Raw genomic sequence first — 18,539 nt, 5'->3', positions numbered from 1 at the left:
AATCGCCGCGTCAGGCTGCAGCGTGACCCAGCACGTCGATGCGCGCCGGCGGCAGGTTGGCGATCACCCGCTCGCTGTGCACGCGCACCAGCCCGCTGGCCTGCCACGGCGAGGGACCGCGCATGGCGTAGGTGAACTGCACCAGCCGCCCTTGCGGCGCCAGCGCCAGCGCGCCGGCCTGCACGATGCGCTGGCGCGCCGGCAGCGGGATCGACAGCAGGGGCAGGCCGGAGACGATGAAGTCGATCGGCAGCCAGGCGCCATCCGGGCCCAGCGGCAACAGGCCTTGCTCATGCGCCTGCGCCAGTTCGGCGGCATCGCCGTGGATCACGCGCACCAGCGGAAAACGGCGCTTGAGCAGGGCGGCCAGCGCTTCCGACTGCTCGATGATCACCAGCCGCCCGGGCGTCACGCCGCGCGCGAGCAGGGCTGCCGACACCACGCCGGTGCCGCCGCCGAGCTCGACCACCAGGCCGGGCGTCGCCGGATCGACCTGCTCGGCCATGCGGGTGGCCAGGCGGGGCGAGCTAGCGCAGATCGCGCCCACGGTGCCGGGCTGCGTCACCAGTTCGCGCAGGAACAGCGACTGCGGCGATTGCGCCACGGCCCGGTCGACGGCGCGGCGCATGCGCGCCACGCTGGCCCGCGCCGCCCGCACCGCCAGCCGCGGTCCGGCATCCAGGCCGACGTTGCGCATGACGCGCACGCCAGGAAGACGTGGGGGAAGATGGTGCTTGAATCGCATCGGATCGCCGATGACTGGGCTGGAAACTCAGGGGCCGCAGCTTACACCCTCAGGCCACGGCTTCGCACCCGGGTGCCGACAAATTTGTAACGCCGCCGGCGATCCAGGAACAAGTTGGCTCACTGGGCACGCAGGCGCTCGATCAGGCCGTTGAGTTCGTCGAGCGAGCCGAACTGGATCGCCAACTCACCCGTCTGCTCCAGCCGGCCGCCGCGCTTGGCCCTGCGCTTGACCCGCACCTCGACCTGCGCCAGCAGCAGATCCGACAGCTCCTCTTCGACGCGCCGCACGTCGCCCGACTTCTCCGGCTGGCCCGGCGGCTTGCGCGGCGAGGTCAGGTTGAACTCGGCGTTGAGCCGCTTCACCAGCGACTCGGCCTCGCGCACCGACAGCTTGCGCGCAGCCACCTGGCTGGCGGCGGTGATCTGCGCCGCGCCATCGAGCGCCAACAGCGCGCGCGCATGGCCCATGTCGATGTCGCCGGCCATCAGCATGGTCTGCACCACCGGCGTCAGCTGCAGCAGGCGCAACAGGTTGCTGGCCGCCGAGCGGCTGCGGCCGACCGCCTGCGCGGCCTGCTCGTGCGTCAGGCCGAACTCGTCCAGCAGGCGCTTCAGGCCCTGCGCCTCCTCCAGCGGATTCAGGTCCTCGCGCTGGATGTTCTCGATCAGCGCCATGGCGGCGGCGGCCTCGTCCGGCACGTCGCGCAGCAGCACCGGCACCTCGCTCAGGCCGGCCAGACGGGCGGCGCGGAAACGGCGCTCGCCGGCGATGATCTCGTAACCGGTGCCGGCGCCGACGCGCCGCACCAGGATCGGCTGCATGATGCCCTGCGCTTTGATGCTCTCGGCCAGCTCGTACAGCGCGCCTTCGTCCATGCGCGTGCGCGGCTGGTACTGGCCGGGCGCCAGCGCGTCCAGCGCCAGCATCATCGGCGTGCCGGCCGGCGTGGTAGCGGCCGCCTCATCGGCGGCCGACAGGCTGGGGCCGAGCAGCGCATCGAGGCCGCGCCCGAGGCCCTTGGGTTTCCTGGTGACCATGGCTGTGATTGTTCCCCGTGGATGGTCCGGCGCGATCGGACCATCGCCGGCGCCGGATGGCGGACAGTGTAGCGACGTCGCCGCTCTCTAGAATGCGCGCTCGCCCCTTGGCCCCGCCGCACCCCATCCTTGTTCGACCTGACGCCCTACCGCCTGCTGTTCGCCGACCGGCAACTGCGCCGCATCGTGCTGAGCTCGATCGTGCCCCGCCTGCCGATCGGCATGAACGCGCTCGGGCTGACCCTGTTCGTGCAGGCCAGCAGCGGCTCGTTCGCGCGCGCCGGCTGGGTTTCGGGCGCCTACATCGCGGCCCTGGCGGTGCAGGCACCGCTGCTGGGCCGGCTGGTGGACCAGCGCGGCCCACACGGCATGCTGGGGCCGCTGACGGCACTGCACGTGCTGGCCATGCTGGCCCTGGTCGGCGCCGTGGCGGCGCAGTTGGCGCTGCCCTGGGTGTTGCTGGCGGCGTTCGCGTCCGGCCTGTCGTTCCCGCCCGTGGCCATGGTGCTGCGCGCTACCTACCGCAAGGCCGGCCTGTCGGCGGCAATGGTGCAGTCGGCGTTTGCGGTTGATTCGGTGGTGACCGAGACCTGCTTCATCCTCGGCCCGCTGCTGGTCAGCCTGGCGCTGCTGGCGGGCTCGTCGGCCTATGCGGTGCTGCTGGCGGCGGCCTGCGCGGCGGTCGGCGTGCCGCTGTTCGCGCGCTCGGGCGTGCTGCAGCGCTGGGGCCAGGTCGAACGCGAGGCACAGCGCCACTGGCTGGGGCCGCTGCGGGTCGACGGCGTGCGGCGCAGCTTGTTGCTCGGCCTGATCATGGCCGTCGGCATCGGGCTCAACGAGATGGCGATTCCGGCCTTCGCCACCGAGCACGGCATCGCCAGCAGCGTCGGCTGGTTCTATGCCGCCATGAGCGTGCCCTCGGCGGCCGCCGGGCTGTACTACGGCACGCGGCGCTGGCGCTGGCCGCTGAACCACCAGATCCTGCTCACGCTGGGCTGGCTGGCCATCGGCAGCATCGCCATGGCGCTGGCGCCGTCGACCGGCTGGTTCACGCTGGCCTGCGTCGGCACCGGCATGGCCTTCGGGCCCATGATCACGGCGCTGTCGCTGCAACTGGGCGCTTTGAGCCCGCGCGAGTACATCACCGAGGCCTTCACCTGGAACATGACGGTGTTCATGGCCGGGCTGGGGCTGGGTTTCTGGCTCGGCGGCGCGCTGGTGCAGGCCGGCAGCTTCAGCACCACGCTGTGGGCCGCCGCCCTGGCCATGTGTCTGGCGGCGCTGTGGTGCCCGATGGTGCCGCAGGTGCGCGAGCATTAAGCCGGGCCGCTCCGGCTCAGCCCGTCAGCGAGCGCAGCAGCGCCAGGCCTTCGGGCCAATCGCCCAGGCCGGATTCGGCATTGAGGTGGCCCCTGGCACCCAGGTTGACGAAATCGCTACCCCAGTCGGCGGCGAGCCGGCTGGCGGATTCGAGGCTGCCGAAGGGATCCGCGCTGCTGGCCACGACAATGCTGCGAAACGGCAGCCGCCGGCGCGCCGGTGGCGCCCAGCCGGGGATCTGCACGCGGTTGTCGGCACGCTCGATCTCGGGTGGCGCCACCAGCAGGGCGCCGATCACGCGATCCACGGTACCGGAATGCGTGGCCCACCAGGCCGCCAGCAGGCAGCCCAGGCTGTGCGCCGCCAGCAGCACCGGTGCTGGCTGCGCCAGCACCACGTCCTGCAGGCGCGCCGTCCAGTCGCCGCGCAGCGGCCGCATCCAGTCGTGCTGCTCGACGCGGATGAAGCCGTGCAGCGCTTCCCAGCGGCTTTGCCAGTGCTCGGGGCCGCTGCCCTGCCAACCGGGAAGGGTGAGGACGATATTCATGGGGCCTTGGCTCCGGCGTACTGGCACGCGGTCGGGGCCAGTCAAATCGGCCACCGCCGATTTACTCACATATCAATAGCGAACAATCGTTTTGGATTGGGCATTAGCGGTGGATTCCATGGATGCGCCACGCCATGCTCAGCGGCGCAAACCGCGCTCCACAATCTCCCGTGCGAACTCGATGAAGGCCTTGCTGCCCTTGGCGGCCGGGTCGAACACCACCCCCGGCAGCCCGAAGCTCGGCGCCTCGGCCAGCCGCACGTTGCGCGGGATGATGGTGTCGAACACCTTGGCGCCGTAATGCGCCTTCAGTTGTTCGCTGACCTGCTGCTGCAAGGTGATGCGCGGGTCGAACATGACGCGCAGCAGGCCGATGAGCTGCAGGTCGCGGTTCAGGTTGGCATGCACCTGCTTGATGGTGTTGACGAGGTCGGCCAGGCCTTCGAGCGCGAAGTACTCGCACTGCATCGGCACGATCACGCCCTGCGCCGCGCACAGGCCGTTGAGCGTCAGCAGCCCCAGGCTGGGCGGGCAGTCGATCAGGACGAAGTCGTAGTCACCCTGCACCTGGGCCAGCGCCTCGCGCAGGCGGCGCTCGCGCCGCTCCTCGCCGACCAGCTCGATCTCGGCGCCCGCCAGGTCGCGGTTGGCGCCCACCACGGCGTAGCTGGCATGGGCTTCCTTCAGCCGTTCGGGCACCACCACCGCATCGGTGATGCTGGCGGACTCGAGCAGGACATCGTAGACGGACGGCTGCAGCGCGCGCTTGTCGACACCGGAGCCCATGGTCGCATTGCCCTGCGGATCCAGATCGACCAGCAGCACCCGCTGCCCGACCTTGGCCAGTCCGGCGGCCAGGTTGACGGTGGTGGTGGTCTTGCCGACCCCGCCCTTCTGGTTGGCGACGCAAAAGATCTTCATGGATTTTGAATCGCCAGCTTCAAACCGAAGGCGAACAGGATGGACCCGGCCATTCTATTCAACCACACGGTGGTGCGGGGGCTGGAGCGCAGCCTTTCAGCGGCGAAATGCGCGATCAGTGTCAAGGCGACGCAATACAGCAGGGTCAGCAACGCAATCGTCGCCGCCATGATGGCGAAGGTGAGCAGGCCACGGTGTCGGGCAGGATCCACGAACAGCGGAAAGAACGCCATGTAGAACACGATGGCCTTCGGGTTGAGCAAGGTGATCCAGACGCCCTGCCGGAAGAACTGGCGCGGCCGGATCTGGATGACTGGCGCATCGCCCGCCTTGGCGCGCAGCATCTGCACACCAAGCCAGGCCAGGTAGGCGGCGCCCGCGTACTGCACGGCGGTGAACACCGATGGATTGGCCTTGAGCAGCGCCGCAACCCCGGCAACCGCCAGCCACATCAACACCTGGTCGCCAGCAATGATGCCCAGGGTGGCAGCCAGCCCACCCCGAATGCGCCCCTTGCCGGTGGAGGCGATGACGGCGAAGTTGCCGGGCCCCGGAATCGCCAGAAACACGATCACGGCGAGCACGAAAGCCCAGTAGTCCTGGATACCGAACATGGCGGAAATCATCCTTTCAGGGCGCAGGCCGCATCCACACCAGGCAGCGCTCGGCTGCAAGACTTGGCACCTGAAGATGTTCCACGTGAAACACCTCGATGTCCGCCGGCAGTGCGCCAATCTCCTCGGCGGGATGCCTGCCCTTCATGGCCATCCAGACGCCCTGCCTGGCAAGCGCTTGGCGCGACCACGCGGTGAAATCGACCAGCGAGGCAAAGGCGCGCGAACTGATGACGTCATAGGCCTCGGTCAGACTCTCGACCCGCGCATGCACGCCACGCAGGTTTGGCAACCCCAGGGCACCTGCGACCTGCTGGACAAAGGCGGCCTTCTTGCCGACCGTGTCCACGCAGTCCACGCGGGCCTCGGGGCAGCAGATGGCGACGACCGCACCCGGCAGGCCGCCGCCGGAGCCGACATCCAGCAGGCGGATAGATCGACCGCCCGTATGCCGGCGCAACGGCGTCACGACCGCGAGGCTGTCGAGGACGTGGTGCGTGAGCATCTCGGCCGGATCACGCACGGCCGTCAGGTTGTAGACCTTGTTCCACTTGGCCAGCAAGTCCAGGTAGGCCAGCAACCTCCCCTGGGCGCCGCCATCCAGGTCCAAACCCATGGAGGCCGCCGCTTGCCGCAGCACATCAGCACGGTCGGTGCTCATGCCGCCTGCGCGCGCGAATTGGCTGCGAAGCCCTTGAAGCCGCTCTTCTTCAGGTGCACCAGCAGCAGGGAGACCGCCGCAGGCGTCACGCCGCTGATTCGGCTGGCCTGACCCAGGGTCTCGGGGCGCTGCGCCTGCAGCTTCTGCCGGACCTCGATCGACAAGGCGCCGATCTGCATGTAGTCGAGTTCCGGCGGCAGCCGCAGACCCTCGTAATGCAGGGCACGCTCGACCTCTTCTCGCTGACGGCCGATGTAGCCGCTGTACTTGGCACCGATCTCGACCTGCTCGATCGCCGCTGGCGTCAGCTCATCCGTTGTTTCACGTGGAACATCAGACGCGGTTGCCGCGTAGCGCCCGCCATCCAGACTCATCAAGCCGGCGTAGCTGACTTCGGGCCGGCGCAGCAGGTCAAACAGGTTGCGCTCGTGTTCGATGGCCTTGCCCAGCACCCGCTCGGATTCGGACGCCGCCAGATTGCGCGGATTCACCCAGGTGGACTTCAGGCGCTCTGTTTCACGTGAAACAGCGTCACGCTTGCGGCTGAATGCATCCCAGCGCGCATCGTCGACCAGGCCAAGCCGGCGCCCTAACTCGGTCAACCGCATGTCGGCGTTGTCCTCCCGCAGCTGCAAACGGAACTCGGCGCGGCTGGTGAACATGCGGTACGGTTCGGTGACGCCCTTGGTGATCAGGTCATCCACCAGCACACCCAGGTAGGCTTCGTCGCGGCGGGGAAGCCAGGCGCCACCGAAGTCGTCGGCGCGCCCGTCCAGCTGGCGACACTGCAGCGCCGCGTTGACGCCGGCGAACAGGCCCTGCGCCGCCGCTTCCTCGTAGCCAGTCGTCCCGTTGATCTGGCCGGCGAAGAACAAGCCCTGGACATCGCGGGTCTCGAAGCTGCTCTTCAGCGCACGCGGGTCGAAATAGTCGTACTCGATGGCGTAGCCCGGCCGCAGGATGTGGGCCTGCTCCAGTCCGCGCATCGAGCGCACCAGCTCCAGCTGGATGTCGAACGGCAGGCTGGTGGAAATGCCATTGGGGTAGATCTCGTGGGTATCCAGCCCTTCCGGCTCCAGGAAGATCTGATGGCTTTCCTTGCCGGCGAAGCGGTTGATCTTGTCCTCCACGCTCGGGCAGTAGCGCGGCCCCACGCCTTCGATCTGGCCGGTGAACATGGGGCTGCGGTCGAAGCCGCTGCGGATGATCTCATGCGTGCGCGCATTGGTGTGCGTGATCCAGCAGGGCAGCTGGCGCGGGTGCATCTCCGCCCGGCCCATGAAGCTGAACACCGGCAAGGCTGCATTCTGACCACCGGCCATGCCATCACCAGGTTGCTCCTCGCAGGCGCTGAAGTCGATCGTGCGGCCATCCAGACGTGGCGGCGTGCCGGTCTTCAGGCGGCCTTGCGGCAGCTTCAGCTCCTTCAGCCTGCTTGAGAGTGACAGCGCCGGCGGATCGCCCGCGCGACCGGCCTGGTAGTTCTGCAGCCCGACGTGGATGCGCCCGTCCAGGAAGGTGCCGGCCGTCAGCACCACGGTACGACCACGGAAGGCGACCCCGAGCTGGGTCACGGCGCCGACCACGCGCCCGCCTGCCAGCATCAGGTCGTCGACCGCCTGCTGGAACAGCCACAGGTTCGGCTGGTTCTCCAGCCGGTGCCGGATCGCGGCCTTGTACAGCACGCGATCGGCCTGCGCGCGCGTCGCGCGTACGGCCGGTCCCTTGCTCGAGTTGAGGATGCGGAACTGGATGCCGGCCTTGTCGGTCGCCAGCGCCATGACGCCGCCCAGCGCATCGACTTCCTTGACCAGGTGCCCCTTGCCGATGCCGCCGATGCTGGGGTTGCAGCTCATCGCACCCAGCGTTTCCAGGTTGTGCGTCAACAGCAGCGTCTGCGCACCCATGCGCGCGGCGGCCAGCGCAGCCTCGGTGCCGGCATGACCGCCGCCGACGACGATGACATCGAAGTGCTGGGGATGGGTGTAGATCGGTGAGGGCACGGACGGGAGATTCAGGAAAACCTGAAATTTTACGATCGATTCATCTTTTTGTCAGCGCCTGCACTGGAGTTGATGCTATCAATCAAATAGCATTCAGGCTTGTTGCCACGCCAGCAGGGACCAATTGCCGGTGCTATGCTGCGCCCTGGCGGCGCCTGCCCTCAGTCGCCGCATCCCACAGAACACCAACGCGAACAACTCCATGGCAAGCACCAACACCAAGCCCGGCACGGCCGCCACGGCGCCCATCACCCATTCCCTGCCTTCCTATCTGGACCAGAAGCACCTCGGTCCCTGGAGCATCTACCTGCAGCAGATCGACCGCGTCACGCCCTACCTGGGTTCGCTGGCGCGCTGGGTCGAGACACTCAAGCGCCCCAAGCGCGCGCTGATCGTCGATGTGCCGATCGAACTCGACAACGGCACCATTGCCCACTTCGAGGGCTACCGCGTGCAGCACAACACCAGCCGCGGCCCCGGCAAGGGCGGCGTGCGCTTCCACCAGGACGTGACCCTGTCCGAGGTGATGGCGCTGTCGGCCTGGATGTCGATCAAGAACGCCGCCGTCAACGTGCCCTACGGCGGCGCCAAGGGCGGGGTCCGGGTCGATCCGCGCACGCTGTCGCTGAAGGAACTCGAGCGGCTGACCCGGCGCTACACCTCCGAGATCGGCATCATCATCGGGCCATCCAAGGACATCCCGGCGCCCGACGTCAACACCAACGAGAAGGTGATGGCCTGGATGATGGACACCTACTCGATGAACGTGGGCGAGACCGCAACCGGCGTCGTCACGGGCAAGCCGATCGCCGTCGGCGGCTCGCTCGGCCGACGCGAAGCGACCGGACGCGGCGTCTTCACCATCGCCTGCGAGGCGGCGTTCCACATCGGCCTGGACATCGAAGGCGCACGCGTCGCCATCCAGGGCTTCGGCAACGTCGGCGGCACCGCCGGCAAGCTGTTCGCCGAGGCTGGCGCGCTGGTGGTGGCGGTGCAGGACCACACCGGCAGCATCGCCAACGACAAGGGGCTGAACGTGCCGAAGCTGCTGGAACACGTGGCCAGCACCGGCGGCGTGCTCGGCTTCAAGGGCGGCGAGGCGACCAGCGCCAACGAGTTCTGGGCCGCCAAGTGCGACATCATGATTCCGGCCGCGCTGGAAGGGCAGGTCACCAGGCAGAACGCCGGCAAAATCAAGGCCAAGATGCTCATCGAGGGCGCCAACGGCCCGACCACACCCGAGGCCGACGACATCCTGCACGACAAGGGCGTGCTGGTGGTGCCCGACGTGGTCGCCAACGCCGGCGGCGTGACGGTGAGCTACTTCGAATGGGTGCAGGACTTCTCCAGCTTCTTCTGGAGCGAGGAGGAGATCAACCAGCGCCTGATCAAGATCATGAAGGACGCCTTCTCCGGCGTCTGGCACACCGCGCAGCAGCACCAGGTCAGCCTGCGCACCGCCGCCTACATCGTCGCCTGCACGCGCATCCTGGCGGCGCGTGATCTGCGCGGACTGTATCCGTGACGTGACCTCGCGCGGCGGCGGCGGCCCGATCCTGGTGCTGCTCAACCCCCTGGCGTCGGGCGGGGTGGCGCTGCGCTGGCGTCCGCGCATCGAGGCGGCCCTGCTCGCGCTGGGCGCTGTCGCGGAAGTGCACGTCAGCGCTTCCGTCGACGACAGTTGCCATTGGCTGGCCGCGCGGCCGGGTCGCCGCGTGGTGCTGGTCGGCGGCGACGGCAGTGTCGGCCCCTTGCTGCCGACGCTGCTGGCCGGCGGCCACACGCTGGGCCTGATACCCGCCGGCACCGGCAACGATTTCGCGCGCGCGCTGGGCCTGCTGGGGCAAGGCCTGGAGTCGGCGCTGCAACATGCGGTGCGTGGACCGGCGCGCCCGATCGACCTCGGCCAGGTGCGCTGGTCGCTGACGGCTGCGCCGCCCGACGAGTTCGTGCCAATCGACAAGCCTGCGCCAACCGACCCCGCACCCCAGACCGTCCTGTTCGCCTCCAGCCTGACGGTGGGCTTCGACTCGGTCGTCGCCTACCGCGCCGAAACCAGCCGCCATCGCCTGCCGGGCCAACTGCACTACCTCTGGGCAACCCTGGCCGAACTGCGCGTGCTGAATGCCTGGCCGATCCGGTTGACGACCACGCCGGCGCTGCCGGATCAGGATGCAGCCGCACCGCAAGCGCTGCACCTGGCGTCGGTGCTCAACACCGCCAGCTACGGCGGCGGCATGCCGGTCGCGCCCACCGCGCGCATCGACGACGGGCAGCTGCAGCTCCTGCGCCTGTGTCAGACCACGCGGCCACGCCTGCTCCGGCTGCTGCACAAGATGCTGCGCGGGCGCCACCTGGGCGAACCCGAGGTGCGACAGCACCGCTTCACCCGACTCACCATGCATTGCGACAAACCCTTGCCGCTCGGCGCCGACGGCAACTTCATCGGCCAGGCGCGCTGGCTCGAGGTCTGCTGCCTGCCAGCGGCGCTGCCGGTGGTGACACGACCATGAATGCGCCGATACGCGCCGGGCACGCCGGCATCGGGATACAGCCCATGGAATGCCGCCCCCACTGCGCCGCCTGCTGCATCGCCCCCTCGATCAGCTCGCCGATTCCCGGCATGCCACAAGGCAAGCCTTTCGGGAATCAATGGAACCGGAATTGACATCCTACCAAGAGCCCGAATGCCGGGCGCGTTGCGGCGCCTGCTGCATCGCACCATCCATCTCCACGCCCATGCCGAAAATGCCCCAAGGCAAGCGGGCCGGGGAGCGGTGCGCGCACCTCACACCAGACCTGGCCTGCGAGTTGTTCGGCCGACCGGAACGGCCAGCGGTGTGCGGCGGGTTGCAGCCGAGCTCAGAGATGTGCGGCAACTCGCGCGAGCACGCAATGCTGTGGCTCCAGCAGCTTGAGCAACTGACAAGCCCAGGGGGTTGAGCCGGTCATGCCAAAAAGAGAGGCACCCGAAGGCGCCTCTCTCCCCCTCGCGGGGCTGCAGTGCATTTTCCGAACGCGGCGTTACCCGCGAACGGGCGCGCGGGGTGCGCACCTAATCAAGAAATTCCCCGATGACCTGGCCAAACTTATGCGGGTCTGCCAGGTATAGGCACCTGTTTTAAATCCCGCGATGTCGCCATTCGTGCAGCGTGACGGTGCTGGAACTGACCCAGACGAGAGGGTCCCGCAACTCCACCGCCACCAGCTTGACCCTCTTCTCAAGGGCAACGCGTTCCGCTTGCGAACGGTTGCCCCACAGCGACGCGGCGGCCAGGGCGATGCGGCGAGCATGGTTCAGCTCGCGGTCAAACACTGCTCGCCCAGCCTCGCGCTCAGTTCAAGAGGGTGGTGAGGCCACGCTTACTCTGCTTGCCGCGCAAGCTGCTGTTCACCGTCGTGGACTGCATCGACAACGCCACCATGTACGTCTACGTGGCGTTGGCATCCCGCCACTACGAGGGCAACACGACCTACGCCGGCCCCTACCTCGCCAAGCTGACCGGCAAGGACGAGCGCGCTATCCGCCTGCGGTTTGTGCACATCCAACAGCTCGCACAGGTCCATGACGAAGGTTTGAGCGGTCGCCAGCTCACTGGCCGTGACTCCCTGCCACCTGGCAATGAATGCCTGCGCTGCTGTTGTTTGTGTATCCATGCGCTCAATCATAGGGCGCGGGTATGACCGGGCGGCAGCCCGGATTGGGGGCCACGCCGCTGGAGTGGGGCAAGGCGTCCAGCCGCCGCCCAGCAAAGCGCACCCAGCCCACTGGGTCGATGTGCTGCCGGGGGAGCCGCAAGTCATTTTTCGCCCCAGCGAAAAAAGGGCCGCCCACGGCCCGGTGGCGCAGCGGGGGCAAAGCCCCGCCCCCAGCACGCTGAAAGCGGGCGGGCAACCTGGGCGGTGTCCGGCGTCCAGCCGGAGCAGGCAGGGGACGCGAACAGCGGCAACAACGGCAAGCACTGCGCGGGTTGCCCGCCCGTTGGAACCGCTGTGCGGTGTAAGGGGGCTGGGGGCGCGGTATTAGGAGGGGACGAGGGCGTCCAGCCCGAGAGGCAGCGTGTCGCCCTAGCGACCGCAGAGCTGCCGCGCCCCGTGGACTTGCGGTTGAAGCGTCTGCTTCTACCGTCTGCCTCCTGGCGACGGTCTGCAAGACGGTCGCACCCGACGGTGATGTTCCACGTCATCGGTCAGGCGCCGGCCTGGCTGGACTGCAGGTGCTTGGGCAAGGGCGGCAGCGCGAGCTGGCCGGTCAGCGCCTCGATGATGGACGCCTCGGGTGCCAGGGGCAACCACAAGACCTCCGGACGCCCCTGGGCCAGGGTTGCGGCCAGCTTCTTGTCGGGCCAGACCCAGACGGCCGAGTAGGCGCGTGCCAGCCGGTCGCGCAGCGCTGCGCGCTCGGTCGCCAGGCGGTCGGTAACGTCCAGCACCGCAGCCATGGCGGCGTCCATCGCCAACGCCACGTCCTCATCGCAAAGCGGCCCCTCGCTGGAGTACAGCTCGGCGCGGATGGCTGTCGCCTCGGCAGCCGCAGCGGTGGCCTTGCCGTCCAGCTCTCGGAAGCGGCGCCCCAGCAGGGGGCTCGACTTGCTCTGCAGCAGCGTGAGGATGCGCTCGGCCGCCGCTGTGGCCTCCCGGTGCTCCGCCTCCTTGGTGTCAAGCTGGTCCCGCAGGGCGGCGAGCCGGTCGGTACGTGCCACCTCGCTGACGGCGTTGCGCATGTTGGGCTCCGAAGTTGTGGAACCCAGTAACCGCACCAGTTTTAGCCATTGGCTCCCCCAATGCCGTAGCCTTGCGGGAGCCCATGGAACCCCGTACTGAAAACTGGGCTCGTGCCCAGTTCCATTACCTACTCGACGGCAAGCCTGCAGGCGTGCGCTGCGTACAACTGGATCAGCACGGCCGCTGCAAGCTGTTCGGTCGCCCCGAGCGGCCCGCCGTGTGTCGGCAACTCATGCCTTCGATCGAGATGTGCGGACCGGTCGATGACGGCGGACGCCACGCCATGCACCACCTGACGCAGCTCGAGCGCGCCACGGCACCGGATCATGCGCAAGAGTCAGGACGGTGACGATCGACTGGCGTGCAGCCGTGCCCGCCTTTTGCTACGCTGCGTCAGCAGCGTTCCGTCAGGCTAGTTCCGCTGCGGGCGATACAAATCATTGTGTCACCATCAACCGTCATCGTCTCTCAACACGATTCGTTTTTCCGTTATTTTTCAATACTTCCATGAAACTCTATTACTCCGCCGGCGCCTGCTCGCTGTCGCCGCACATCGCGCTGGAAGAATCCGGCCTGCCGTACGAGGCCGTCCCCGCACCGACCAAGACCAAGCGGTTGCCCGACGGCAGCGACTACCGCAGGATCAATCCACTCGGTTACGTGCCGTACCTAGTGCTGGATGACGGCACCGGCCTGCGCGAAGGCCCGGCCATCGTGCAGTACATCGCCGACCAGGCGCCGGACCGGAAGCTGGCGCCCGCCAACGGCACGCTGGCGCGCTACCAGTTGCAGAGCTGGCTGAACTTCATCGGCACCGAGATCCACAAGACCTTCTCGCCGCTGTTCAACCCGGCCATGCCGGAAGAGGCCAAGCAGCTCAACAAGGACAAGCTGCGCGAGCGCCTGCAATGGGTGGATGGCGAGCTGGCCGGCAAGCAGTACCTGATGGGCGACGACTTCACGGTCGCCGACGGCTACCTGTTCACCGTTACCAACTGGGCCCAGCCGATGCAGATCGACCTGTCGGGCTTCAAGAACCTAGTTGCCTACCGCGAGCGGGTTGCCGCGCGCCCGGCGGTGCAGGCCGCGATGAAGGCCGAAGGCCTGATCTGAGCGTTCACGCCGGCGCGGCAAGCGGCCGCTGCCGCCACGCGAACAGCGCGCCCAGCCACAGCGCCGCCGCTGAATAGACCAGCCCGCGCGCCAACCCCCCCGGGCCGTCGGCGATCCAGCCGACCACCGTGGGCCCGGCGATCTGGCCGAACGCGAACAGGATGGTGAAGGCGCTGATGCCCGCCGGCCACAGGGACTGCGGCAGGTTGTGGCGCACGAAGGCGGTGGTCGATGCCACCAGCGACAGGAACACCGCGCCGAACAGCAGGCCCGAGGCCAGCACCACCGGCCAGGCGCCGGTCAGCGCCGGCAGAATGGTGGCCACGCCCAGCAGCGCGTTGAGGAACGCCAGCGCGCCGCCACCCCTGGCGCGGTTCAGCAGGCCGGCCCAGATGCGCGCCGAAGCGACCACCGCCAGACCCAGCAGCGCATAGAACCAGGTGATGGCGCCGGCACTCACGCCCTGCTCGCGCAGCAGGGCGATCACGAAGGTCATGTAGCCGATGTAGCCGACGCCGAACAGCGTGTAGCCGATCAGTGCCGGCAGCATGCGCCGGATGGTCGGCCCGATGCGCGGTGCCTCCGCGGCGGATGTCGCGCTCGTCGGCGCGGCCCGTTCGCTCTGGCGCAGCGCCCGGGCCGGCCAGACCAGCACCACGGTGGCCAGCAGGCACAGCAGCGCCATGCCCCACCAGGCCCAGGCCCAGCCGTGCTGCACGTCTCGCGCGGCGTGCAGCAGGGCCGGCACGCCCAGCGCCGAGGCCGTGATGCCCCAGCCGGTGCCGCCGTAGTACAGGCCCAGCAGCAGGCCCGCATGCGCCGGCGCGTGGGCGCCCATGCGTGCCGCCAGCAGCCCGCCGGCAACGAACACGAAGGCACTGGCGACGCCCGCCAGCAGGCGCTGCAGCAGCAGCGGCCAGGCGTCGATGAAGAAGCCCGAGGCGGCCATGAACACGCTCGCCAGCACGCTGCCGACCAGGAACACCGGCACGGCACCGAAGCGCCGCATCAGCCACGGCGTCGCCAGCGCGCCCAGCAGGTAGCCGCCGGCGTTGGCGGTGTTCATGGCGCCGGCCAGGGTGTAGCTCCAGTCGAGGTCGTCGCGCATCACCGGCAGCAGCAACCCGTAGGCGAAGCGCGTGATGCCGAGCGACACCGCGGCACCCAGCGACAGCGCCAGCGCAATCAGGATCAGCTGGCGCAGGCTGGGCGGCTCGGGCGTCGACATGCGCGCATTGTGCGCGAGCCGGGACCGGGCGCGGCACCACCCTGGCACCTGCGGGACAAGCCCGCGCAGCCGGATGCGGCATGCTCGGCTGGCCGCCGTCGCGACGCGCGGAACTGGCGCAAAATGCCCAGCTGGCGCGCATGCCGCGCCGCCCCAGCCCCGAATCCGAGACATGTCCCAGCACCTATTCTCACCCACCCGCGTCGGCGCCATCGAGGTCGCCAGCCGCCTCGTCATGGCGCCGCTGACACGCAACCGCGCGCCCGGCGCCGTACCAACGCCGCTGATGGCGACCTACTACGCCCAGCGCGCCGATCCACGCACCGGCGCCGGCCTGATCGTCAGCGAAGGCACCGCCATCAGCCCACAGGCCCAGGGCTACGCCGACGTGCCGGGCCTGTACGGCACCGAGCAGCTTGACGGCTGGAAGCAGGTCACGCAGGCGGTGCATGCGGCCGGCGGCAAGATCGTGTGCCAGCTGTGGCACGTGGGCCGGGTGTCGCACCAGGTGCTGCTGCCGGGCAAAGCCGCGCCGGTGGCGCCGTCGGCGGTCCGCGCCAACGCCAAGACCTACGTCTTCAACGAACAGGGCGAGGGCCATTTCACCCCCACCAGCGAGCCACGCGCGCTGGAGCGCGATGAGATCCCGGGCATCGTGCACGACTACGCCGTGGCGGCGCGCAACGCGGTGCAGTCGGCCGGCTTCGATGGCGTCGAGTTGCACGGCGCCAACGGCTACCTGCTCGACCAGTTCCTCAAGACCGGCGCCAACCAACGCGGCGACGACTACGGCGGCAGCATCGAGAACCGCGCCCGGCTGACGCTGGAAGTGGCGCGCGCGGTGGCCGACGCCGTCGGCCACGACCGCGTCGGCATCCGCCTGTCGCCGGTGACGCCGGCCAACGACATCGTGGACGCCGATCCGCAGCCGCTGTTCGAATACCTGATGCGCCAACTGGCGCCGCTCGGCCTGGCCTACGTGCACGTCATCGAGGGCGCCACCGGCGGCCCACGCGAAGTCGAGGGCCGGCCATTCGACTACGCCGCCATGAAAGCCGCCTACCGCAGCGCCGGCGGGCACGGCGCCTGGATGGTCAACAACGGCTACGACGCGGCGCTGGCCGAAGACGCCATCGCCAGCGGCCGCGCCGACCTGGTGGCCTTCGGCAAGTCCTTCATCTGCATGCCCGACCTGGCCGAGCGCATCCGGCGCGGCGGGCCCTGGGCCGAGCTCGACAAGAGCACCATGTACGGCGGCGGCGCCAAGGGGTACACGGATTACCCGGCGCTGGCGTCCTGATCCGCTCCACGACCGGCCGGCACCGGCGACCGGAGCGTCGCGCCGCAGCGACCGATCTGCGGTAGCGGGAGCCGCATGAGCGACGACGGCCTGCCCGCGCCGCAGCGCCGGCGCGCGGTGCTGGTGATCCTGCTCGGCATTGCGGTGTCGGTGCTCGACGGCACCATCATGAACCTGGCCCTGCCCAGCATCGCGCGCGACCTGCAGGCCAGTGCCGCGCAATCGGTGTGGGTGGTCAACGCCTACCAGATCGCGATCCTGGCGCTGCTGCTGCCGCTGGCCAGCCTGGGCGACCTGCTCGGCTACCGGCGCGTGTACCTGGGCGGCATGGCGCTGTTCGTGCTGGCGTCGGCGGTGGCCATGCTGGCGCCCAACCTGGGCACGCTGACCGGTGCGCGCGCGTTGCAGGGCCTGGGCGCGGCCGGCATCATGAGCGTCAATGCGGCGCTGGTGCGGCGCGTCTATCCGCGCGCGCTGCTGGGCCGCGGCATCGCACTGAATTCGATGGTAGTGGCCACCGCCGCCGTGGCCGGGCCGGCGCTGGCGGCCGTGGTGCTGTCGGTGGCGTCCTGGCGCTGGCTGTTCACGCTCAACCTGCTGCTGGGCGCGCTGGTGTTCTGGCTGGGCTGGCGCGCACTGCCGGCCAACACCGCCGCGGCAACCGCCGGCACCCGCATCGCGCCGATGGACGTGCTGCTGAACGTGCTGACGTTTTCGCTGGTGTTCATCGGCGCCGACCGCCTGGGCGTGCGCGGCGGTGGTGGCGAACTGCCACCGGACGCCGTGCTGATGCTGCTGGCCGGGCTGGCCGTCGGCTTCTTCTACATCCGTCGGCAGCGCACCCGGGTGGCGCCGCTGTTCCCGGTCGATCTGCTGCAGCTGCCGGTGTTCGCGCTGTCGATGGGCGCCTCGGTCGGCGCCTTCTGCGCCCAGATGCTGGCCTACGTGGCGCTGCCCTTCCTGCTGCTGGAAGCCCTGGGCCTGACACCGCTGAAGGCCGGGCTGCTGATCGCCGCCTGGCCGCTGGCCATCATGGTGGTGGCGCCGCTGGCTGGACGCTTGATCGACCGCGTGCCGGCCGGCCTGCTGGGTGGCCTCGGCATGCTGCTGCTGGCCGCCGGCCTGGCCCTGCTGGCGGCGCTGCCGGAGCGGCCCGCCGACATCGAGCTGGCCTGGCGGCTGGCGCTGTGCGGACTCGGCTTCGGCCTGTTCCAGTCACCCAACAACCACACCATCCTGACCACGCCACCGCCGCAGCGCAGCGGCGCCGCCAGCGGCATGCTGGGCACTGCGCGTCTCACCGGCCAGACGCTGGGCGCGGTGCTGGCCGCGCTGCTGTTCAGCCTCTGGACGCCGCACGAGAGCCAGTTCGGCACCGATCTGGCGCTGGCGCTGAGCGCGCTGTTCGCGCTGGCCTCGGGCGTCTGCAGCGTGCTGCGCGTGCTGGCAACGGCGCGCACGGAGCGATCCGGGCGCGATTAGGGCCGGTCAGCGCAAGGCGCGCGCGTGGTGCGCCAGGTGCTCGCCGATGAAGCTGGCGATGAAGTAGTAGCTGTGGTCGTAGCCTGGCTGCAGGCGCAGCGTCAAGGGGTGGCCGGCCTGCTCGCAGGCGGCTTGCAGCAGGTCGGGCCGGAGCTGGCCGGTCAGGAAGTCGTCCGCGTCGCCCTGATCCACCAGCAGCGGCAGACGTTCGGTCGCGCTGGCGATGAGTTCGACCGCGTCGTGCTGCTTCCACGCGGCTTCGTCTTCACCCAGGTAGGCCTTGAACGCCTTCCGACCCCAAGGCACCCGGGTCGGCGCGACGATGGGCGAGAACGCGCTCACGCTCCGGTATCGCCCAGGATGCCGCAGCGCCAGTGTCAGCGCGCCATGCCCGCCCATGCTGTGGCCGCTGATGCCGCGCGCACCGGTGGCCGGGAAGTGCTGCTCGATCAGCGCCGGCAACTCATCCACCACATAGTCCTCCATGCGGAAATGCGGCGCCCACGGCGGCTGCGTGGCGTTCAGGTAGAAGCCCGCGCCCTGACCGAGGTCGTAGGCCTCGTCGTTGGCCACCCCTTCACCACGCGGGCTGGTGTCGGGCGCCACCACGATCAGGCCGTGTTCGGCCGCGAACTGCTGCGCGCCCGCCTTGGTGATGAAGTTCTGCTCGGTGCAGGTCAGGCCCGACAGCCAATACAGCACCGGGCAGCGCTCGCCTTGCAGCGCCGTCGGCGGCAGGTAGACGCCGAGCGTCATCGGCGTGCCGGTGCTGCGGCTGGCGTGTTTCCAGACTTCCTGGCGACCGCCGAAGCTGGCGTGCTGTTCGATGCGTTCCACTGT

Annotated in this window: 20 protein-coding genes; 9 read left to right on the top strand and 11 right to left on the bottom strand. The window is 69.2% G+C overall.

Annotated features, from left to right (window positions below; all coding sequences use genetic code 11):
• Nucleotides 1-10 precede the first annotated feature (10 nt).
• Both PK606_RS06115 and PK606_RS06110 read right to left on the bottom strand, forming a co-directional pair.
• On the bottom strand, nt 11-697 hold the full coding sequence (locus PK606_RS06115) for a class I SAM-dependent methyltransferase (RefSeq protein ID WP_324561764.1): 687 nt from the start codon (nt 695-697) through the stop codon (nt 11-13).
• 167 nt (nt 698-864) lie between these two features.
• The gene (locus tag PK606_RS06110) at nt 865-1,785 is read right to left on the bottom strand and encodes a ParB/RepB/Spo0J family partition protein (RefSeq protein ID WP_324561762.1); all 921 of its coding nucleotides are present in this window, start codon (nt 1,783-1,785) and stop codon (nt 865-867) included.
• Between the two features lie 129 nt (nt 1,786-1,914).
• Between PK606_RS06110 and PK606_RS06105 the strand changes: the two genes are divergently transcribed.
• Complete coding sequence (locus tag PK606_RS06105; protein WP_324561761.1) at nt 1,915-3,105, top strand: MFS transporter; 1,191 nt, start codon at nt 1,915-1,917, stop codon at nt 3,103-3,105.
• A gap of 16 nt (nt 3,106-3,121) precedes the next feature.
• Here PK606_RS06105 and PK606_RS06100 read toward each other — a convergent pair whose 3' ends face one another.
• From PK606_RS06100 to mnmG, 5 genes are all read right to left on the bottom strand, one after another.
• A complete protein-coding gene (locus tag PK606_RS06100) occupies nt 3,122-3,652 on the bottom strand; it encodes an RBBP9/YdeN family alpha/beta hydrolase (RefSeq protein ID WP_324561759.1) in 531 nt (176 codons plus the stop codon).
• Between the two features lie 138 nt (nt 3,653-3,790).
• The gene (locus PK606_RS06095) at nt 3,791-4,573 is read right to left on the bottom strand and encodes a ParA family protein (protein WP_324561757.1); all 783 of its coding nucleotides are present in this window, start codon (nt 4,571-4,573) and stop codon (nt 3,791-3,793) included.
• On the bottom strand, nt 4,570-5,187 hold the full coding sequence (locus tag PK606_RS06090; RefSeq protein ID WP_324561755.1) for a LysE family transporter: 618 nt from the start codon (nt 5,185-5,187) through the stop codon (nt 4,570-4,572). The genes PK606_RS06095 and PK606_RS06090 overlap by 4 nt, the downstream gene beginning before the upstream one ends.
• A 16-nt stretch (nt 5,188-5,203) precedes the next feature.
• Nucleotides 5,204-5,848: a 16S rRNA (guanine(527)-N(7))-methyltransferase RsmG gene (rsmG, locus tag PK606_RS06085; RefSeq protein ID WP_324561753.1), complete on the bottom strand. Its 645-nt coding sequence runs from the start codon at nt 5,846-5,848 to the stop codon at nt 5,204-5,206.
• Complete coding sequence (gene mnmG / locus PK606_RS06080; RefSeq protein WP_324561751.1) at nt 5,845-7,851, bottom strand: tRNA uridine-5-carboxymethylaminomethyl(34) synthesis enzyme MnmG; 2,007 nt, start codon at nt 7,849-7,851, stop codon at nt 5,845-5,847. Before mnmG ends, rsmG begins: the two co-directional genes overlap by 4 nt.
• 202 nt (nt 7,852-8,053) lie before the next feature.
• On the opposite strand from mnmG, the gene PK606_RS06075 reads away from it, so the two are divergent.
• The 3 genes from PK606_RS06075 (at nt 8,054) to PK606_RS06060 (ending at nt 10,794) form a co-directional block, all read left to right on the top strand.
• Nucleotides 8,054-9,376, top strand: coding sequence for a Glu/Leu/Phe/Val family dehydrogenase (locus PK606_RS06075; RefSeq protein ID WP_324561749.1), 1,323 nt, complete (start codon nt 8,054-8,056; stop codon nt 9,374-9,376).
• Between the two features lies 1 nt (nt 9,377).
• Nucleotides 9,378-10,364 carry a diacylglycerol/lipid kinase family protein gene (locus tag PK606_RS06070; RefSeq protein WP_324561747.1) on the top strand — a complete coding sequence of 329 codons (987 nt, stop codon included), beginning with the start codon at nt 9,378-9,380 and terminating at the stop codon, nt 10,362-10,364.
• Nucleotides 10,365-10,503: 139 nt separating this feature from the next.
• Nucleotides 10,504-10,794 (top strand): YkgJ family cysteine cluster protein, encoded by a 291-nt coding sequence (locus PK606_RS06060; RefSeq protein WP_324561745.1) that lies wholly within the window; start codon nt 10,504-10,506, stop codon nt 10,792-10,794.
• Between the two features lie 178 nt (nt 10,795-10,972).
• On the opposite strand, the gene PK606_RS06055 is transcribed toward PK606_RS06060, so the two are convergent.
• On the bottom strand, nt 10,973-11,167 hold the full coding sequence (locus PK606_RS06055; protein ID WP_324561743.1) for a hypothetical protein: 195 nt from the start codon (nt 11,165-11,167) through the stop codon (nt 10,973-10,975).
• Between the two features lie 56 nt (nt 11,168-11,223).
• On the opposite strand from PK606_RS06055, the gene PK606_RS06050 reads away from it, so the two are divergent.
• Nucleotides 11,224-11,535 (top strand): hypothetical protein, encoded by a 312-nt coding sequence (locus tag PK606_RS06050; protein WP_324561741.1) that lies wholly within the window; start codon nt 11,224-11,226, stop codon nt 11,533-11,535.
• A gap of 506 nt (nt 11,536-12,041) precedes the next feature.
• Here PK606_RS06050 and PK606_RS06045 read toward each other — a convergent pair.
• Nucleotides 12,042-12,575: a hypothetical protein gene (locus PK606_RS06045; RefSeq protein WP_324561739.1), complete on the bottom strand. Its 534-nt coding sequence runs from the start codon at nt 12,573-12,575 to the stop codon at nt 12,042-12,044.
• 83 nt (nt 12,576-12,658) lie between these two features.
• On the opposite strand from PK606_RS06045, the gene PK606_RS06040 reads away from it, so the two are divergent.
• Both PK606_RS06040 and gstA read left to right on the top strand, forming a co-directional pair.
• Entirely contained in the window at nt 12,659-12,925 is a 267-nt protein-coding gene (locus PK606_RS06040) for a proteinase inhibitor (protein ID WP_324561737.1), read from the top strand.
• 158 nt (nt 12,926-13,083) lie between these two features.
• Nucleotides 13,084-13,689, top strand: a complete 606-nt coding sequence (gstA, locus tag PK606_RS06035; RefSeq protein WP_324561736.1) for a glutathione transferase GstA — start codon at nt 13,084-13,086, stop codon at nt 13,687-13,689.
• Between the two features lie 4 nt (nt 13,690-13,693).
• Here gstA and PK606_RS06030 read toward each other — a convergent pair whose 3' ends face one another.
• Nucleotides 13,694-14,917, bottom strand: coding sequence for a YbfB/YjiJ family MFS transporter (locus PK606_RS06030; RefSeq protein WP_324561734.1), 1,224 nt, complete (start codon nt 14,915-14,917; stop codon nt 13,694-13,696).
• A gap of 172 nt (nt 14,918-15,089) precedes the next feature.
• Here PK606_RS06030 and PK606_RS06025 point away from each other — a divergent pair, with 172 nt between their 5' ends.
• Together PK606_RS06025 and PK606_RS06020 are read left to right on the top strand one after the other, a co-directional pair.
• Entirely contained in the window at nt 15,090-16,217 is a 1,128-nt protein-coding gene (locus PK606_RS06025) for an alkene reductase (protein WP_324561732.1), read from the top strand.
• Nucleotides 16,218-16,292: 75 nt separating this feature from the next.
• A complete protein-coding gene (locus PK606_RS06020; RefSeq protein WP_324561730.1) occupies nt 16,293-17,699 on the top strand; it encodes an MFS transporter in 1,407 nt (468 codons plus the stop codon).
• A 6-nt stretch (nt 17,700-17,705) separates the two neighbouring features.
• Here PK606_RS06020 and fghA read toward each other — a convergent pair whose 3' ends face one another.
• Nucleotides 17,706-18,536 carry an S-formylglutathione hydrolase gene (gene fghA, locus PK606_RS06015; protein WP_324561728.1) on the bottom strand — a complete coding sequence of 277 codons (831 nt, stop codon included), beginning with the start codon at nt 18,534-18,536 and terminating at the stop codon, nt 17,706-17,708.
• Nucleotides 18,537-18,539: the final 3 nt, after the last annotated feature.

Source organism: Ottowia sp. (genome assembly GCF_035444425.1).
Lineage (GTDB): Bacteria > Pseudomonadota > Gammaproteobacteria > Burkholderiales > Burkholderiaceae_C > Ottowia.
This window is presented reverse-complemented; position numbering and strand designations above follow the sequence as displayed.

What these genes read in the sequence shown, in the direction of transcription:
- PK606_RS06020 (WP_324561730.1), top strand. Translation starts at nt 16,293, where the DNA reads ATGAGCGACGACGGCCTGCCCGCGCCGCAGCGCCGGCGCGCGGTGCTG.
- PK606_RS06110 (WP_324561762.1), bottom strand. Translation starts at nt 1,785, where the DNA reads ATGGTCACCAGGAAACCCAAGGGCCTCGGGCGCGGCCTCGATGCGCTG.
- gstA (WP_324561736.1), top strand. Translation starts at nt 13,084, where the DNA reads ATGAAACTCTATTACTCCGCCGGCGCCTGCTCGCTGTCGCCGCACATC.
- PK606_RS06045 (WP_324561739.1), bottom strand. Translation starts at nt 12,575, where the DNA reads ATGCGCAACGCCGTCAGCGAGGTGGCACGTACCGACCGGCTCGCCGCC.
- PK606_RS06100 (WP_324561759.1), bottom strand. Translation starts at nt 3,652, where the DNA reads ATGAATATCGTCCTCACCCTTCCCGGTTGGCAGGGCAGCGGCCCCGAG.
- PK606_RS06075 (WP_324561749.1), top strand. Translation starts at nt 8,054, where the DNA reads ATGGCAAGCACCAACACCAAGCCCGGCACGGCCGCCACGGCGCCCATC.
- PK606_RS06030 (WP_324561734.1), bottom strand. Translation starts at nt 14,917, where the DNA reads ATGTCGACGCCCGAGCCGCCCAGCCTGCGCCAGCTGATCCTGATTGCG.
- PK606_RS06115 (WP_324561764.1), bottom strand. Translation starts at nt 697, where the DNA reads ATGCGCAACGTCGGCCTGGATGCCGGACCGCGGCTGGCGGTGCGGGCG.
- PK606_RS06025 (WP_324561732.1), top strand. Translation starts at nt 15,090, where the DNA reads ATGTCCCAGCACCTATTCTCACCCACCCGCGTCGGCGCCATCGAGGTC.
- rsmG (WP_324561753.1), bottom strand. Translation starts at nt 5,848, where the DNA reads ATGAGCACCGACCGTGCTGATGTGCTGCGGCAAGCGGCGGCCTCCATG.
- PK606_RS06060 (WP_324561745.1), top strand. Translation starts at nt 10,504, where the DNA reads ATGGAACCGGAATTGACATCCTACCAAGAGCCCGAATGCCGGGCGCGT.
- PK606_RS06095 (WP_324561757.1), bottom strand. Translation starts at nt 4,573, where the DNA reads ATGAAGATCTTTTGCGTCGCCAACCAGAAGGGCGGGGTCGGCAAGACC.
- PK606_RS06040 (WP_324561737.1), top strand. Translation starts at nt 12,659, where the DNA reads ATGGAACCCCGTACTGAAAACTGGGCTCGTGCCCAGTTCCATTACCTA.
- PK606_RS06090 (WP_324561755.1), bottom strand. Translation starts at nt 5,187, where the DNA reads ATGTTCGGTATCCAGGACTACTGGGCTTTCGTGCTCGCCGTGATCGTG.